The sequence below is a fragment of the Pseudarthrobacter sp. BIM B-2242 genome (genome assembly GCF_014764445.1).
Taxonomy (GTDB): domain Bacteria; phylum Actinomycetota; class Actinomycetes; order Actinomycetales; family Micrococcaceae; genus Arthrobacter; species Arthrobacter luteus_A.
Map to the genome: position 1 here is coordinate 172,279 of NZ_CP061722.1, position 15,126 is coordinate 187,404.

Here is a 15,126-nt window from a genome sequence, read left to right on the forward strand (position 1 = left end):
ACAAAGACCCCGCACCGGAGAACGGTGCGGGGGTCTTTCTGCTCTCCCGGGAATCAGCCCAGCGGGTACTCCCGGACGGCCAGGGTTCCCAGGTCCAGGGCGACGACGTTGCCGTCGAACAGGTCGCGGTTGAGGACGTGGACCCGGGTGTCCATATTCGGCATCAGGGCAGTACGGCGCTGGTGCCAGTGGCCGGAGAACACCAGCCGCGGCTCGGTGTTCCGGACCGCATCCCGGACCAGCAGGCGGTTGGCGTAGGCTTCCCGCTCGATGAATTCCGGCAGCTGGCCGACCTGCGGGACAACATCAACGCCCGCCGGGACCTCATGGGTCACGAGCACATCGAGCCGCCCGCGGCCGAGGCGGCGCACGTCGGCCTCCGTGGTCACCTCCCCTTCCCACCAGCCCTTGCCGAGCTTCCGGGTACGGCGGTCAATCGAGTAGGCCCCGCCCAGTGCCCCGAACCGAACCCCGGACAAGGACCACCGGTGACCGCGCGGTGCGTACAGCAGCCGGTCGCTGATGACACCGAAGCCGTCTGCGTTCCGGGGCAGGGCCCGCAGCCTGGGGTGCACGTCATGGTTGCCGTCGACGAAGATCAGCGTCAGCTGGTACTCGTCCAGGCGCCGCTTCAGGATCTTCGTGAACTTGTCGTTGTCGTTCGGAGCCGGCCACAGCACCGCCAGGTCACCGACATGGACCAGCAGTTTGTGGCCGCTGCGGAAGGCGGCGCGCAGCACCTTTTCCATCCACGCTGTCCGGCCATGCCAGTCCCCGACCATCAGGACCTCATCCTGTTCCGGGGCCGCCGGTAGACCCTGCCCTGTTGTTGTTTCGCTCATCCCCACCATGTGTACGGCACAGCCAGAGCCAGTCGCCATTTGGGAGGCCCGCCGCACACAGAAGGGCATGACGACTTCAACCCAGCCGCGTGTCCAGCCCGGCGTCCCTTCCGGAGGCGAGTTCACCGCCTTCGGCCACTCCGACACGGTCCCTTCCCTCACTGCACCGTCGGCGCAGCCCGGCCTGGCAGTCACGGCAGGCATGTCCTGGATGAACGAGGAGCAGGCGGCCTCCTGCAGGGCGAGCCTGCAGCGGCTGACCGATGCCGGCATCGAAGGCACCATCACCGAGATCAATACCTACAGCGGTGATGACTTCGATTACGTCAGCCCCGAGGGCCACACGTTCCACCTGATCGTCCAGGACCGCAACACCTCCATCTGGCGGACGGACGAGGACCATCTCGACATCGCCCACCGCGGGTCGGCCATGGCCGGCGACTACGGCAAGTCAACGCCCCAGAAGATCGCGGAAACCATCGCCTACGCCCGAGCCCAGTCCCGCCTCACCGACGCATGGCTCAGCAGCACCACACTGCGCAGCACCAAGGACATCCAGTTCTACCTCCCCCGTGCAGACGAAAACCCCTCCGGCGAGTACGTCGAAATGATGGTCGACACCGAACACGGCACCTTCGACGTCCGGGCCGCCCGCGGCACCGGCGAGCTGACCGTCGCCCCGTCCGGAACCGACCAGGTCCTCAGCCCCCGGATGACCCAGGCGTTCCTGGAAGACATCACGGAAGAATCCGGCGCAGACCCCTCCGAGGTCAGCGCCGCCATGACCAAGACCATCGCCACCGCAACAGGAGAAGACTGGTGACCACAACAACAGCACAGCCCCGCATCGCTTCCGGCGTCCCCGCCGGCGGCGAGTTCACCGCCTTCGGCCACTCCGACAACGTGCCGGCCCTCCACGTCCCGCTCAACGTTCACGAACAGGTGCACCTGGACTTGATGAGCGACTCGCTCGACCCGCGCGGGGAAACCCGCGCCTGCCGGGACGCGGTCGTCAGGTCCCTGGTCGGCGGTGACTTCGGGGAAGACACCGAACAGGTCAGCGCCCTGCTGGAGGACGAGCGACTCGTCCGTCTGGCTGTGGACCGATACGTCGTCAACGAAACCACGGCGCCGGGAACACACCGCCCCGACCAGTCCGGCCAGATGCTCGGACGCTACCTCATCGAGCTCACCAAAGAAGACGAAGAGACCGCCGCTGCATGGAAGGAAACCAGCGAATGAGCCAGGGACACCAGCCCGGAGGCCAGCCCAACGGCGGCCAGTTCATGACCACCACCCACGCCGAGCCGACACTGGCCCTGGGCGCGCCCGCACCGTTCCTGCACATCGGCGAAATGGCCAACCTGGACTCTGTCGAACAGCAGCTGGTCAGCTCCCGCATGGACCAGCTCCGGCAGGCTGGAGTCACCGGCCGCGCCACGGACTTTGAAACGACGGACGGCTTCGGCACTCTCTTCTACCTGAAGAACCGGGACGGGGAATTCTCGGTACACCTCAGCGACCACATGTTCGGTGTGATGCGCGGCGTCCGCAACCAGACGGACCGCAACCACGAATCAGCAGCAGACGTGGACATCCACACCAAAGACGGCAGCCCCGTCCCCGCTGAAGAGATCTCGGCGGCTTACAGCAAGGCAATGGCGAAGGCGCGGACGGTCACCCGCTGGGCCCAGCGGTCCGGCCTGCGCAGCCGCGGCAACGTCAGTTTCGGACTCCCCGAGCTCCGGAAGGACGAATGGGACCGCCCCGTCGGCTCCCTGGACATCACTATGGACGTCGGTCAGGAACCAGTCACCTATACGGTCCTGATGCCACGCTGCAAGGACAAGGTCGAGGCATACACCCAGGACGGAAAGCCCCTCACCCCGCGCATGACCGAGGCACTGCTGCAGGAAGCAACCGAGGAAGGCGGCGGACCCGCCGGCACCGACATGATCGGCAACGCCATTGCCGTGACCCTGCTGGAAGAAGGCGAAACATGGTGACCCAGGCGCGCGTGAAGCCGGGCGTCCCGGCCGGCGGTGAGTTCACCGCCGTCGGACACAGCGACGCCGTCCCGGCCCTCACTCCCCCGCTGGCTAACCCAGCCACGGTGTTTGCCGGCGCCGTCGGCACGGCCAAGGACCCGACCACCATCCCGTGGCCGGAACGGCCGGACAACTCCCGGGTCGAAGTCTTCGTCAGCGACGATGACCTCAACGATGTCCTGCGGCACTGCGGCTACGAAGGGGATGAAGCGGACGCCTACAGCCAGGTGTACGCCTCGATCGATCTCATCGGAGACAAGGACTGCGATTTCTACGGCATCACCCGGGACGGCAAGGAGGAGATCATCGCCCTGGGCATCACTGATTACGAGCAGGCGGTGGAGCCGTTCGACCACGAGAACCTGCGGTACCGCGACGGCTTCACCAACCCGATGCCGGAATTCCTGGCAGCACGGGCGGTGACCCAGGCAAAGCAGCTCGCGGCCGCCAAGGAGCTGCTGGACGAGGCCGGGGTGACAGTGGAGCTGGAAGACCTGCGCCGCGGCTACTACCGGCTCAGGCGTGACGGGACCACGGACCTCCAGTTCAGGACCGAGTCCTACCCGCACAGGGTCATCGAGACCACAAACTGGCGCCAGGCGGGCGACGAGCACCTTGAAGCGTTCCTGGGTGGCGAGGCAGGCGTGGAAGGCCAGCAGCTCCTTTCCCGGTGCGCCACCATCGTTGCCCAGGACATGCACCGGGAGGCGTACAAGATGCTGGCGGAACACAGGAAGGAGTCCAGGGAGTTGTCGGGCCGCTGATGCCGACAAGGCCGGGAAGCCTTGCTCCCCGGCCTTCGCCATGTCCGCGGCGGCCGCACACAGAAAGGGTATGACCACGACAGCAAAACCCCGCGTCCAGCCCGGTGTCCCCGCCGGCGGAGAATTCACCGCCTACGCCCACCAGGACCCGTCCATCACGCTTGCCGGCTTCAAAGCCGCCGAGAAAGCCTTCTCCTTCCGCCCCGGTACCCGAGTCTTCACCGGCCACGAATTCGGAACCGTCTCCGAAGCCGGCAGGGACAAGAACCGCAACGTCACCCTGAACCTGGACTCCGGCGGCCAGCTGTTCCTCAAGGACGACCGACTGGTCCCCTGGGATGCACACCTGGACCGCGTCATGCCGGCCACCAGCTACGACCCGGATCCCGAGACCACCGAGATCGACAAGGACCACGCCGACCGTGCCCTCCGTATGAGCCTGGTCCGGATGCGCAACGCCCTGGACTCCGTCAGCCGGACGGGCAGCACCTACTACCACGGCATCGCACTGGGCGAAGCGGAAGTCGCGGCCTCACTGATGAGCGCCGACGCCGACCCGGAGATGATCAGGACTGCCCGCGATGAGCAACTGATGCTGGGACTCCCGGTGGGGCCGGACCATGAGGAGCTGTCCCCCACTGCGATCAAGAAGCGCTCCGCCGCTCCCCTGACGTCGCTCCGTGCCCGGAGGCTGTCCCGCTACTTCGCCTCCCGTGCCATCGAGCTGCAGGACCACCTGGGCTCCATCCCGCAGAACGACTGGGAAGACAGCGACTGGGCCAAACAGGGTGCGGTGCACTCCTACTCGAAGGCAGCGGTCAACTTCGCCAACGGAGTCCGCCCCGGTGACAACCAGTACCACGAAGAGCGCTTCACCCGGCTGCTCCTTGAAGGCGAGAACAACGAGGACACCGTCATCGGCGAAACCTTCGACGACACCCAGTGGTGAGAGGCGTAAGGCCATGCCCGCCGGCAGGACAGACTGCTGGCGGGCATGCGGTCCGGGATGAACGCGTGCATTCATGCATGAATGAAAGCAGGGAGGATTGATCGAGTAGGCGAGTTGCAAGCATGCATGCATGGCTGAAAGCCCGCAAGAAAGCAGGCTTGCAGGGCAGCACGCAAGCTGGAAAGCCTGCAAGACTGCAGGCCTGCAGACGTCATCCCCGCGGCAGGTCCCTTGCTTTCATGCATGAAAGAATGCATCCAAGGCTGCAAGCTCTTCACCGGGGCGACGGAGGACCCGGGCGGCAAACACCGCGCCCATCCTGGCTGTGGCCAATGAAGCCTCCGAAGAGCCAGCCCTATGCGTATTCCTGGCTGCTTTTCTGAGGACGTCAAATGAAGCGCCCTCTCACGCTTGACCCCAGCCCCCACCCCCTCCACGCTGGCGTGCCATTCCTTCATGCATGAATGCAAGCAATTGGGACCCCGGCCACCGAGGTTCAATTCCAAATTGGAGTCTTCGTGCTTTCATGCATGAAGGAATGGGTTGTCCGCTCGTCGGGGCGGGAGCAAGCAAGCGTGCTGTCCAGCAGGCAGGCATTCTTTCATGCATGCACGAATGTACGGGGGCCGAATCTGCATCAAACCCGCCCACCCGGGTTAATTACGTTCCTGCCGTCATTCGTTCTTTCATGCATGAATGCAACCAGGCGGCGCGACCGAGGTTGCCCCGACAAGCCATCTGGCAACCATTCATTCATGCATGAATGCCCGAATGAAGAAAGCTCCGGCGCCTTAGCTTTCCCAGCTGGCAAGCCCGCAGGAATGCACTCCAGCTTTCTTGGTGGCATGCAACCACGCATGCCCGCAAGCGTTCTTTCCCGCCAGCATTCATGCATGCATGCAGGCTCGGTTATGGTTGCCCCGGCCGCAGCCCGTGTCGCGCCGTTGCGGCAGCGCCTCCTGCGCGCCCACGGAGCGTTTCCCGGCCAGCGGCCCAGGTTCCGGCAGGCATTCATGCATGAATGAAAGCAAGGCCGCTTGCAGGAAGCCGGGGGAGGGCGAAAACACACCGCAGAGGTGGACATAGGTGCGGTTGGGGAGGGGAGTGGCAGGGGCAAGGTGCGACGCTACGGCAGCTCAGACATGCCTGCGTGCATCCTTTCTTTCATGCATGAATGAAAGCTATCTGTCATGCCAGTTTGATCACAGCGGGGGAGTGGTCGGCGTGGCTCCTTGTAACGCACATGTGTGCCCGGGAAGCTTGAATCTATGCAAACAATCATGGTTTACAGCGAGTCGGGTGGCGCCACCAAAACGACGTCAGCTGTCTCACTTGCCGCTGTAACTGCCGCCTCTGGACGCAAGGTCGTCCTCGTTGATCTCGATCCGCGTGCCGCCGCCACCAAGTGGATCGGGGTGGAACCCAAGGAAGCCGGCCTGCACGTTGGGGCTATCCTGGGTGACGCGGACCCGGAAGGCTGGGCAGAAGACCTCGCCATTGAGTCCAGCTGGTTCCCCAACCTGCGCGTCGTTCCATCCGCGCGCAGCGTCTCTAACCGTGAAGCAGACCGTGCCGATCACGCCGAGCTGCGCCTCAAGACTTCCCTGATTGGCATCGACGCCGACGTCGTCATCATCGACTGCCCCAACCGCCAGGGCGGCCCGCTAACCCTCTCTGCGCTCAATGCAGCAGACACCATCGTGTACGCAGCCGGCGCCACCGTCGACGGCGTGGATGGGGTAGCGGGTGCCCGCCGAAGCGTCGAACAGTTCCGCACTTCCCGCAAAAGGATCGGTGCTCCCGACAGTCTCCACGAGGCCGGCATCATCGTCGGTGCCGTTGCCTCCACCGTCATGTCCAGGATCGCGGTCGCCAGCATCGAGGAGCTGCGCGAAACCGGGATGCTCCTGACCCCGCTGGTCCCGCACCGGACCATCGTCCAGGAGATGCGCATGACCCAGGAATGGTACGGGGAGTACCGCAAGGGCCTGCCCGTAGTGGAGGCCTACACCGCACTGATGAAAGAGATCGTCCGATGACCGAGGCAAGCATTATCAAAGACCGACCGGCACAGCTGCGCCGGCGCCCTCGTCCCGCACCGGACGAAACTGTCGACCCCGTTGACTACAGCCCAGCCAGCACTGTTCCGGTCCCGGCCGCTGCGCCGGCACAGGTCAACGCCGCACCGGCCACCGATGGGGGAGGGGAGCAGCAGGAAGCCGAGGAGCCCCAGGCTGAACCGGCGGCCGCACCCGCGGAAGCGCCCCAGGAGGCGGCGACCCAGGAGGAGGCAGCTGACGTCGAGCCTGAACCTGCGGTTGAGGAGGCTCCTGCCGCTGTGGCGCCTGCGGTAGCGGCACCCGCCGCGGCACCGGCGAAGCCGCGAACCTCCAAAGCCAAGGCAGCACCGAACAAGAAGTCGAGCCGCCGCGAGGTGACGTTCCCACTGAGCACCCGCGTCTCCCAGGAGATCCTCGACCTGCTCTACGAAGCCCAGGAAGAGCATGGCGTCACGCTTCGGGACGCCATCGAACAGGGCGTCAGGACGCGCTGGGGATCCCAGTAACAACCACCGAAGGACATGCTTTCACGCATTCATTCATGCATGAAAGCATGTCCTTTGCTGTACCTCCGGACGTCATCCGGCCGATCTGAAGGCCAGGTCGGATAGGGACCAGTCGTCAGGTGGGCCCTCGAACATCTCCCACGGGTAGTCGTCGTCGGGGGAGAGGAGCTCGGCGACGGTGCTGACGTTCTTGGCCAGCCACTCCCGCCAGATGATGCGGTCGTTGCGGTAGCGCTGGACCTGCGCAGCGACTGCTTCCAGGACTCCGAACTGTTCAGCGAGCTGCTGCAGTGACGTCGCTGCAACGGTGGACCAGGCGCGGGCGGCGCCGCGGGTGATGAGGTTCCACGCGGCCAGGACTTCCAGGGCTTCATTGACAGCCGAGCGGGACAACCTGGTCAGGCGCACTATTTCTGAGGTCGGCATGGCGGGGGAGTGCTCCAGCGCTTCATAGACGAACGCGGCCGGCAGTCCCAGTTCACGGAAGACCGGGCGCAGGGCGTGGATCTTCCCTTTCTGCCAGGCTGCGTCTTCGGCTGCTGTCTTCAGCTCTTCCGGAATGGTCAGCATGTAGAGATCGCCCTTGGTTCCGCGGCCCTCCTCGACCAAGGTCACCAACGGATCCTTCTCCGACCGCAGTTCCCTCAAGTGGATGGCCACCGTGGTGTGGTCCAGACCGACGGCAACAGCGATCGAACGAACCCCGAATTCAACGAACCGCGAAGCAGTCATGTGGGCTGCCTCTCCCAGTGCCCGGAGAACCATCCTGCGTGCCATTCCTGTTCTGGATTGCTGATAGTTCACCTCCCTGATCCGAAGCGCATTCCGCCAGGTGCGGATGTGCCGATGCTCTGCATCGGGATTCGAAATTGGATTGATGCCCTCTAGTGCCCCCGCCTGTGTAATTGGCTGGCTTGTGGGGGATCTGCGGACATTGCTATTTCCATCTGCGGTGGCCGTGTTTTTGCTGAGGTATTTGATGGCGCTCTGCCAGTCGCGGCGCAGGGAAGGAAGCCGGTGCCTGGCGGCGTAGCGGGCGTAGAAGGAGGCCAGTCCCGGCCAGGTTCCCTGGAGCATGCGGCGTTCAACGTCGACCAGCTGCAGGCCGGCGGCCGCGGCGGCCACGACAACTGCCTGGCGGGCATCGGAGTCGGTCGCGTAGCGGCTGGTGTCATACAGCCCGGTCTGGGCAAGCACCTGCATGGGGCGGGACATGCGCCCGGTGGGCTGGTCGATGACGGGTGCGTCAGCGGTCGACGCTGTGAAGGTGTCCTCCTGGCGGAGTGCCCGTACAGCCTTGATCTCGGCGGCCAGGTCCTTGGTCATGGCCGCCCAGATGGTCGGGCTGTTGGGCCGGCGGGCGACGTCATAGGCCATGGACAGGCTCATTGCCAGCTCCTGGTGGCCGCCGCGCTTGTGCGGTGAGCCGGGCGTTCGCATGCAGCCGTGGAGCAGGTTCTGGTGCGGGGTCTTGTCCAGGGTCCGGTATCGGGTGCCCAGCGCCTCGACAAGATCACGCGCTTCAGAGAAGGTGACCCGCTGCGCCAGCGGGATGTAGACGTGGCGGCCGCCGTTGGGGGAAAAGTCCTCAATCCACCGGGCACCGACCGAGTGCAGCCAGGTCTGGACGGCCCGGACGTCGGCCTGGACCCAGTCCTGCCCGGCTACCGAGGAGTCAAAGTCGAGGAAGATCGCCGCGCAGGTGCCGTCCTTGCCGAAGATTCGAACCGCGGCAGGAACCGACGGAAGCGCCTCGGTGAGGTTCCGTTCATGTTTCTGCGGGTAGGTCTTTCCGGCGTCTTTGGAAAGGCGTACACGCGGCTGACCTGCGAGAACAGGTGCGAGGGCAGCCCAGGCCTCGGCAGGCGAGCATGATGAGGAGAGGTTGCGCGACACGCCAGAGACAGATATAGCTGGCGACGCACATGGGAGTCCATGTACGATGGGAACAATCCTTTCGGGGAACGGAAGGTGTGAAAAAGGGCCGATCCGCCAAGATCGGTTCATTGCAATACAAAGGGAGCCCTCCCAAGGACTTCCAAACGATTTACGGACTGTTCGCCGGCAAGCATCCCAGTTCGTGAATCAGAAGCTTCGAAGGCCCGCCTCGTGCGGGCCTTCAACTTTTTAAGAAGCTAAGCGGCCAAGCGGCAACTCCTCCTGCTGATGGATTGCGTGAAGTCTGGTATTGGCCAGGCGCTCTTCGACCACGTCGGACAGCCAGTCGCTGACGTACTGGTACCCCTCCGCTTTTGCAATTTCCTCCATTGCATCGGCTTTCGGAGTAGCGATGCGGAATCCGACAAATTTGCGGTCGCCTTTGGAGCGCCTGCCTGTACGAGTAGTTGGAGCCATCATCCCTGTCCTTTGAACTACAGCAACCGCCGGTTGCCTTTACTTCAATAGAGTGGTCGGGCCAATTACCTGGCGGCCCTGAAGGAGTGAAATGCTGGGCTTTCCAGCTCCTCTGAAACTGAAACTACCACCGGCGACTTCCGTGCCCCGGTATTGAAACAGAAACACCTCCGGCGTGTTGAAACGGAAACACCTTTGCATTTCCAGCCGCGCCGCACACAAAACAGGTATGAGCACATCAACACAAGCCCGCGTCGACCGAGGCGTTCCGGCCGGCGGAGAATTCACCGCCTACGGCCATTCCGACAATGTCCCTGCGCTCAGCGCCCCGACCACCAACGATGACTTCGTCAGCTACCGACTCGGCGAGTTCGGTTTCAGCGGCCACATGGCAGCCGGCGAAATCGCCCGGGTCACCGCTGAGCTGAACGCTTCGCGGGACTTCCGGGATGAAAACATTACCGCGGTCGCCGACCGGGTACATCTTGAGACCGTTGGCTACACCCTGACCGACGCAGTCGCCGCCGAGGAAGGCCTGGGACACCTTGCCCTGTTCGGGCACGAAGACGAGGCTGCGGCCCTGCGGCGCGTCATCGCAGCCGCCGGCCCGGCCAAGGCTCCGGAGGCTGACATCTTCGACGTCCCCGGCAGCGAAACCCGGCTCCACGTCCTCCGCCCGGAGGAGGCCGACGGCGTGACCGTGCCCGTCCCGGCGAACGATCCGCGGCTGATCGCTGGCCAGGTCTTCGACAAGGTCACCTGCCCGGACGGACGCGTGTTCCACCGCCGCCGCGAGGGTGTGTACCCGAACGAGCCCTACGCCATGCGCATCCAGGCCAACCGGCCGCTGCGCGAGGAGGAGAAGCTGCAGATGGCCGGCCTTCTCGGCTACGCCTATGCAGCCCAGGTCCGAGGCGAAGGGTTCAGCATGCCCGCGTCCGACTCCCCGTACTCCTTCATCGTCGAGGTCGACACGACCAAGTCCAGGAGCGATGATCTGGGGGCCGCCATGGGCCGCTTTGAGAACGACATCCCCCGGATGATCCTGGAGGGCTCCCCGGCACGCAAGACACCCATCAAGGGCCCGATCGGCAGCCGTGCGGTGGAGGGCTTCAACGAACCGGACCTGGCCATCGAGGTCTACTACGACAGCGTCAACGAGGACTGACCGGCCCGTGTGCGGGCACTGATCCGTCGGTGTCCGCACACATGACCGCCGCCCCGCTGCCGGGCCGGCAGCACTACACCAACCCGAGGATGATCCTTGAGTAACCCCGTATTCAACCGGAAGGCTGAGTTCCTTTCGGTGCCGGACTCCGGCGCCACCATGACGTATGACGACGTCATCGTCAAAACCCTGCTCACGATGGGCGTCCTGTCTGCAGCCGCCATGGTCGGCTGGGCGTTCCCTGCACTGTCAGCCGTCGGCGCCATCGTCGCCTTCATCATCGGCATGATTGCCATCTTCAAGCGCAGGCCGTCCGCGCCGCTGACCCTGGCCTACGGCACGTTTGAAGGCTTCGCCGTCGGTGGTCTGTCCGCGGTCTTCGAGAACCTCTACCCGGGCATCGTGCTCCAGGCCGTCATCGCCACCTTTGCCGTCCTTGCCGCCTGCCTGGCCGCCTTCAAGTTCGGCGGCTTCCGGGCCACCCCGGCCATGGTCAAGATGGTCCTCGTCGCCATGATCGGCTACCTCGTCTACAGCGTGGTCAACCTGATCCTGGTGGCGACCGGGGTCATCAACTCCCCGTCCGGGCTCAACTCGATGAACATTCCCGGCACCTCCATCCCCGTCGGGGTCGTCGTCGGGGTGCTCGCTGTCCTGCTGGCGGCGTTCTGCTTCATCATCGATTTCACCCAGATCGAGGATGACGTGAAGGACGGCGCCCCGGCCGCGCAGGCCTGGTGGAACGCGTTCGGCCTGATGCTCACCATCGTCTGGCTCTACCTGGAGTTCCTGCGCCTGCTGCCTTACCTGCGCGGCGACGACTAAAGAAACGCAGCGGAAGGGGCCCGGCCGGCGAACGGTCCGGGCCCCTTCCCGGGTGCGGAGAGTTTTCGCCCCACGCCCGCACACATGAGGTACATCAGGACCCCATCCCCTGCACCCAAGGAGCTCACCATGACGATCACCCTTGAAGCACCCGCCGCGGCACCCGCCGTGGACATCTCAGACATTGTTGTCCTGGCCATCTCGGTCCGCCTGCACGACCAGAAGTGCATCCAGAAGGACCGCTGCCCCAACCGGGACTGGCACGCCATTGACTCCTTCGGCCGGGCCGCCAGGAATTTCCTGACCGTAGCCGCCGAAGCCCGCCGCGCCGGGGAAATCTAGCCATGGCCGTCGCGGTCACGGGTTGCGAAACCGACACCACCCGTTCGCGCCACCGCAAGTGGACCAACCACCGCTGGGCCTGCACCGGCTGCGGCCACGAACTCCGGATCTATCAGGGCCTGGGCTGGCACCACTACGTCCAGCTGAAGCACTGGGTACCGGTCAACGTCGAGTACGTCGAAGTACCCGGCACCTCGATGCCGCCCCGTCAGACCCTGTTCGAGCTCGAAGCCGAACTCACCGCACCATCCCGCCCCCACCTCTACCTTGTCCCGCCCCTGACGGCGGACGACCACCCCACCGATGCCGGCCCGCTGGCCGCATAATCCAGAAAGTGAATGTTGTGAGCACCACCCAGCCCACCGGCCTGATCTGCATCGAATGCAACCGCTCGATGCGCCGCCGCGGCGTCAAGGCCGCCGATGCACCGAACACGGTCGCTTCCGGCCACTCCGGCAAATGCAACTCCTGCATCAGCGCTGCCCGGTACAGGGACAACGCCAGCGATGAGACGGTGCAGGAGAAGGACAAGCTGCCCAAGGCTGAGGACCCGGCGCGCATGAGCGAAACAGTTTCAGCCCTGGAAACCTGGATGGCCTGGCGGCGCGGCACGGCGCGGGAGAAGAACAACCCGATCAAGTACCGTCCCGAGGTCGTCCAGGAGCAGGTGGCGGCATGACGTCGGTCCCGGCTGGCTGCATCCCGGCGCCCCTGGAGTGGGCCGCGGCCCAGCTGGAAACCCTTGACCCGGTGATCGCCTACATGGAGGCCACTGCCGAGGATTCCTGGAACCTGGACACCGTCCGGTCCAAGGACGGTAGCAAAAACTGCTTCTTCGGACACCTGTTCAACATGGCACCGGACGATGACCACGCCAACGCCCTCTGGGGCATGTTCGAAGACCTCTGGTCCACGACCTACCGGATCTACCCGATCAACGACGGCACGAACCCGAGCTACCCGCAGGAGACCCCCAAGCAGCGCATCCTCGCCTACCTCCGTGCCCTGCAGGCCGGAGACGAACTGACTACCGAGCAGTCGATGGAGGCGTGCTACCAGCTCCACCTGGACGCGGAAGCGGCCAAGCAAGCAGCGGGCGGGCAGACGGTACCGGCCGTCGCCACCCAGAACGCATAGAAGACCACAAGGCCCGGTTCAACGGGCCCGGACGGAAAGGACCGGCATGGTCAAGAACGGACGCTCCCACGCCACGGGAGGCCTCAGCTACGACGGCTGTGCCTGTCACAACTCGCCGAACGCCCGCCGCAAATCCAAGCACTCAGCGAAGCAGCGGGAGAAGCGCGGTGTCCGCCGCGAGATCCGCTCCGCCCTCTCACACTGAAAGACACGATGACGACCTTCCCCCACGACACGCTCGCTTCTGCCGCCGACACAGGCCGGAGCGACGAGACCTTCACCTCCAGCCTGGTCGTTGAGGTGACCCTCAACGAAGCGGCCCGCGCCGCCGGGATTGAGGCTCCCTACTACGCCCAGCCAGGGGACGCCGGAGCAGACCTGCGCAGCACCGAGCACGTCATCCTGCACCCGGGCCAGCGTAAGCTCGTCCGCACCGGAGTCTCCATCGCCCTGCCGTTCGGCTTCGCAGCGTTCATCCACCCGCGCTCGGGCCTGGCCGCCAAGAAGGGCCTCACGGTCGTAAACTCGCCCGGCACCATCGACGCCGGATACCGAGGCGAGCTGATGGTTTGCCTGCTGAACACCGACACCACCGAGTCCATCGAACTGGGCATCGGGGACCGGATCGCGCAGCTGGTCATCCAGCGCGTCGAAACGGCAGCCTTCCAGGTCGTCGATGAGCTTTCCTCCTCGACCCGCGGCCTCGGCGGCTTCGGCTCCACCGGCGGGTTCACGGTCGGATCATGACGATGGCAGAGGATGTGCCGGGGGATGCGGCAGAGGCTCCCCAAGAACTCCACGGTGCGCTGCTGCAGGACCCCCTCAAGGCATACCTGCACAGCATCGCCCGGTACCCTCTGCTGACACCGGGCCAGGAAACCGAACTGGCCACCGCCATCGAGGCAGGCCTGTACGCAGAACACCTGCTGGCCGGCGGCGCCCAGGACGCTGACCTGGAGACGATCGCAGCCGAAGGCAAAGCAGCGCGGGACACCTTCATGACCTCCAACCTGCGCCTGGTCGTCTCCATCGCCAAGCGCTACGTCGGCCGCGGCCTGGACCTGCTGGACCTCATCCAGGAAGGCACCATCGGGCTGCACCGGGCGGTCGGCAAGTTCGACCACACCCAGGGCTTCAAGTTCTCCACCTACGCGACCTGGTGGATCCGCCAGGCAGTCAGCCGGTCCCTGGCCGACATCGGCAGCACCATCCGGCTGCCCGTGTACGTCCACGAGATGTGCGCCAAGGTGTACCTCAGCGAACAGCGTCTCCTTGAACAGCTCGGCCGGGCAGCCACCACGGAAGAGGTCGCCGCCGACACCGGCTTCACCGTCGCCAAAATCTGCGAGCTGCGGGACTGGAAAGCGACCCCATGGTCCCTGGCCCTCGAATTCCCGGACGGCAACGGCGGGGTGGAAACCCTGGCCGAGGCCCTCACTGACATCGACGAGGTCAGCCCCTTCGAGATCGCCACCGCCGGTATGTCCACCACCGCCCTGCACGACGTCCTGGACATGCTGCCTGAACGCCAGGCGACCATCGTGGCCATGCGCTTCGGCCTCACCGACGGGACCGAGCACACTCTGCAGGAAATCGGCGAACTGTTCGGGGTCACACGGGAACGTATCCGGCAGCTGGAGTCCAAGGCGCTGGACACCCTGCGCAGCGCCCCGTTCGCCAACCGGCTCCGCGACCACCTGCCCGAGGGAGCCCTCCCGACGGCCAATGACGAGGACCTGCCCCTGGCGCCGGTCGTGTCCCTGCCGGTCCGCAAGGAGCAACGCCAGGCGGTCAGCAAGCGTCAGGCCCAGCGGGAGCGGGCCCTGGCCGCCCTGCGCTCCTTCATCGCCAGGACCGGCCACTGCCGGGTCCCGGTGAATCACGTTGAGGGCGGGCACAACCTCGGATCCTGGATGAACAACCAGCGCGCTGCCCTGGCCAAAGGCACTATCACGGTGGAAAAGGTCGCCGAGCTGGATGCCATCGACCGGGCCTGGCGGCGGGGCAAACTGGCCGCCTGGGAGCAGGAAGAGATGCGGGCCGCGGCCTGACCCGGGCCGGGACTTGCCAGAATGTCCGGTTCCGCTGCTAATGTGTGGCACACAGCACCGCTGCAGCCGAGCTCCCAGG

Annotated in this window: 19 protein-coding genes; 16 read left to right on the plus strand and 3 right to left on the minus strand. The window is 65.1% G+C overall.

All coding sequences use genetic code 11. The features are described 5' to 3' along the window. Nucleotides 1-53: 53 nt before the first annotated feature. On the minus strand, nucleotides 54-842 hold the full coding sequence (locus IDT60_RS21365) for a metallophosphoesterase (RefSeq protein WP_191082520.1): 789 nt from the start codon (nucleotides 840-842) through the stop codon (nucleotides 54-56). Between the two features lie 67 nt (nucleotides 843-909). On the opposite strand from IDT60_RS21365, the gene IDT60_RS21370 reads away from it, so the two are divergent. From IDT60_RS21370 to IDT60_RS21400, 7 genes are all read left to right on the plus strand, one after another. Beyond that, nucleotides 910-1,665, plus strand: a complete 756-nt coding sequence (locus IDT60_RS21370; protein ID WP_191082521.1) for a hypothetical protein — start codon at nucleotides 910-912, stop codon at nucleotides 1,663-1,665. Next, a complete protein-coding gene (locus tag IDT60_RS21375) occupies nucleotides 1,662-2,084 on the plus strand; it encodes a hypothetical protein (RefSeq protein ID WP_191082522.1) in 423 nt (140 codons plus the stop codon). The genes IDT60_RS21370 and IDT60_RS21375 overlap by 4 nt, the downstream gene beginning before the upstream one ends. Next, nucleotides 2,081-2,848, plus strand: a complete 768-nt coding sequence (locus tag IDT60_RS21380) for a hypothetical protein (protein WP_191082523.1) — start codon at nucleotides 2,081-2,083, stop codon at nucleotides 2,846-2,848. The genes IDT60_RS21375 and IDT60_RS21380 overlap by 4 nt, the downstream gene beginning before the upstream one ends. Beyond that, nucleotides 2,842-3,654: a hypothetical protein gene (locus tag IDT60_RS21385; RefSeq protein ID WP_191082524.1), complete on the plus strand. Its 813-nt coding sequence runs from the start codon at nucleotides 2,842-2,844 to the stop codon at nucleotides 3,652-3,654. Before IDT60_RS21380 ends, IDT60_RS21385 begins: the two co-directional genes overlap by 7 nt. A gap of 70 nt (nucleotides 3,655-3,724) precedes the next feature. Further along, nucleotides 3,725-4,603 carry a hypothetical protein gene (locus tag IDT60_RS21390; protein ID WP_191082525.1) on the plus strand — a complete coding sequence of 293 codons (879 nt, stop codon included), beginning with the start codon at nucleotides 3,725-3,727 and terminating at the stop codon, nucleotides 4,601-4,603. A gap of 1,280 nt (nucleotides 4,604-5,883) precedes the next feature. Then, the gene (locus tag IDT60_RS21395; protein WP_223884076.1) at nucleotides 5,884-6,642 is read left to right on the plus strand and encodes a ParA family protein; all 759 of its coding nucleotides are present in this window, start codon (nucleotides 5,884-5,886) and stop codon (nucleotides 6,640-6,642) included. Next, complete coding sequence (locus IDT60_RS21400) at nucleotides 6,639-7,169, plus strand: hypothetical protein (protein ID WP_191082527.1); 531 nt, start codon at nucleotides 6,639-6,641, stop codon at nucleotides 7,167-7,169. Before IDT60_RS21395 ends, IDT60_RS21400 begins: the two co-directional genes overlap by 4 nt. Before the next feature lie 72 nt (nucleotides 7,170-7,241). On the opposite strand, the gene IDT60_RS21405 is transcribed toward IDT60_RS21400, so the two are convergent. Both IDT60_RS21405 and IDT60_RS21410 read right to left on the minus strand, forming a co-directional pair. Further along, nucleotides 7,242-9,065 carry a helix-turn-helix domain-containing protein gene (locus IDT60_RS21405; protein WP_191082528.1) on the minus strand — a complete coding sequence of 608 codons (1,824 nt, stop codon included), beginning with the start codon at nucleotides 9,063-9,065 and terminating at the stop codon, nucleotides 7,242-7,244. A 231-nt stretch (nucleotides 9,066-9,296) separates the two neighbouring features. Continuing rightward, complete coding sequence (locus tag IDT60_RS21410) at nucleotides 9,297-9,527, minus strand: hypothetical protein (protein ID WP_223884077.1); 231 nt, start codon at nucleotides 9,525-9,527, stop codon at nucleotides 9,297-9,299. Nucleotides 9,528-9,753: 226 nt separating this feature from the next. Between IDT60_RS21410 and IDT60_RS21415 the strand changes: the two genes are divergently transcribed. The 9 genes from IDT60_RS21415 (at nucleotide 9,754) to IDT60_RS21455 (ending at nucleotide 15,047) form a co-directional block, all read left to right on the plus strand. Next, on the plus strand, nucleotides 9,754-10,692 hold the full coding sequence (locus IDT60_RS21415) for a hypothetical protein (RefSeq protein ID WP_191082529.1): 939 nt from the start codon (nucleotides 9,754-9,756) through the stop codon (nucleotides 10,690-10,692). 96 nt (nucleotides 10,693-10,788) lie between these two features. Beyond that, entirely contained in the window at nucleotides 10,789-11,517 is a 729-nt protein-coding gene (locus tag IDT60_RS21420; RefSeq protein ID WP_191082530.1) for a Bax inhibitor-1/YccA family protein, read from the plus strand. A 129-nt stretch (nucleotides 11,518-11,646) separates the two neighbouring features. Continuing rightward, on the plus strand, nucleotides 11,647-11,859 hold the full coding sequence (locus IDT60_RS21425) for a hypothetical protein (protein ID WP_191082531.1): 213 nt from the start codon (nucleotides 11,647-11,649) through the stop codon (nucleotides 11,857-11,859). A 2-nt stretch (nucleotides 11,860-11,861) separates the two neighbouring features. Next, nucleotides 11,862-12,185 carry a hypothetical protein gene (locus IDT60_RS21430; protein WP_191082532.1) on the plus strand — a complete coding sequence of 108 codons (324 nt, stop codon included), beginning with the start codon at nucleotides 11,862-11,864 and terminating at the stop codon, nucleotides 12,183-12,185. Nucleotides 12,186-12,202: 17 nt separating this feature from the next. Further along, nucleotides 12,203-12,538, plus strand: coding sequence for a hypothetical protein (locus tag IDT60_RS21435; protein ID WP_191082533.1), 336 nt, complete (start codon nucleotides 12,203-12,205; stop codon nucleotides 12,536-12,538). After that, entirely contained in the window at nucleotides 12,535-12,996 is a 462-nt protein-coding gene (locus IDT60_RS21440) for a hypothetical protein (RefSeq protein WP_191082534.1), read from the plus strand. Before IDT60_RS21435 ends, IDT60_RS21440 begins: the two co-directional genes overlap by 4 nt. A gap of 46 nt (nucleotides 12,997-13,042) precedes the next feature. Beyond that, entirely contained in the window at nucleotides 13,043-13,201 is a 159-nt protein-coding gene (locus IDT60_RS21445; protein WP_191082535.1) for a hypothetical protein, read from the plus strand. An 8-nt stretch (nucleotides 13,202-13,209) separates the two neighbouring features. Continuing rightward, on the plus strand, nucleotides 13,210-13,743 hold the full coding sequence (gene dut, locus IDT60_RS21450) for a dUTP diphosphatase (RefSeq protein WP_191082536.1): 534 nt from the start codon (nucleotides 13,210-13,212) through the stop codon (nucleotides 13,741-13,743). Then, nucleotides 13,740-15,047: a sigma-70 family RNA polymerase sigma factor gene (locus IDT60_RS21455; protein WP_191082537.1), complete on the plus strand. Its 1,308-nt coding sequence runs from the start codon at nucleotides 13,740-13,742 to the stop codon at nucleotides 15,045-15,047. Before dut ends, IDT60_RS21455 begins: the two co-directional genes overlap by 4 nt. The last annotated feature ends 79 nt before the right edge of the window (nucleotides 15,048-15,126 follow it).

Coding starts and splice junctions, on each gene's coding strand:
- IDT60_RS21425 (WP_191082531.1), top strand. CDS start 11,647: ATGACGATCACCCTTGAAGCACCCGCCGCGGCACCCGCCGTGGACATC.
- IDT60_RS21415 (WP_191082529.1), top strand. CDS start 9,754: ATGAGCACATCAACACAAGCCCGCGTCGACCGAGGCGTTCCGGCCGGC.
- IDT60_RS21395 (WP_223884076.1), top strand. CDS start 5,884: ATGGTTTACAGCGAGTCGGGTGGCGCCACCAAAACGACGTCAGCTGTC.
- IDT60_RS21455 (WP_191082537.1), top strand. CDS start 13,740: ATGACGATGGCAGAGGATGTGCCGGGGGATGCGGCAGAGGCTCCCCAA.
- IDT60_RS21410 (WP_223884077.1), bottom strand. CDS start 9,527: ATGATGGCTCCAACTACTCGTACAGGCAGGCGCTCCAAAGGCGACCGC.
- IDT60_RS21370 (WP_191082521.1), top strand. CDS start 910: ATGACGACTTCAACCCAGCCGCGTGTCCAGCCCGGCGTCCCTTCCGGA.
- IDT60_RS21445 (WP_191082535.1), top strand. CDS start 13,043: ATGGTCAAGAACGGACGCTCCCACGCCACGGGAGGCCTCAGCTACGAC.
- IDT60_RS21390 (WP_191082525.1), top strand. CDS start 3,725: ATGACCACGACAGCAAAACCCCGCGTCCAGCCCGGTGTCCCCGCCGGC.
- IDT60_RS21365 (WP_191082520.1), bottom strand. CDS start 842: ATGAGCGAAACAACAACAGGGCAGGGTCTACCGGCGGCCCCGGAACAG.
- IDT60_RS21430 (WP_191082532.1), top strand. CDS start 11,862: ATGGCCGTCGCGGTCACGGGTTGCGAAACCGACACCACCCGTTCGCGC.
- IDT60_RS21440 (WP_191082534.1), top strand. CDS start 12,535: ATGACGTCGGTCCCGGCTGGCTGCATCCCGGCGCCCCTGGAGTGGGCC.
- dut (WP_191082536.1), top strand. CDS start 13,210: ATGACGACCTTCCCCCACGACACGCTCGCTTCTGCCGCCGACACAGGC.
- IDT60_RS21385 (WP_191082524.1), top strand. CDS start 2,842: ATGGTGACCCAGGCGCGCGTGAAGCCGGGCGTCCCGGCCGGCGGTGAG.
- IDT60_RS21400 (WP_191082527.1), top strand. CDS start 6,639: ATGACCGAGGCAAGCATTATCAAAGACCGACCGGCACAGCTGCGCCGG.
- IDT60_RS21380 (WP_191082523.1), top strand. CDS start 2,081: ATGAGCCAGGGACACCAGCCCGGAGGCCAGCCCAACGGCGGCCAGTTC.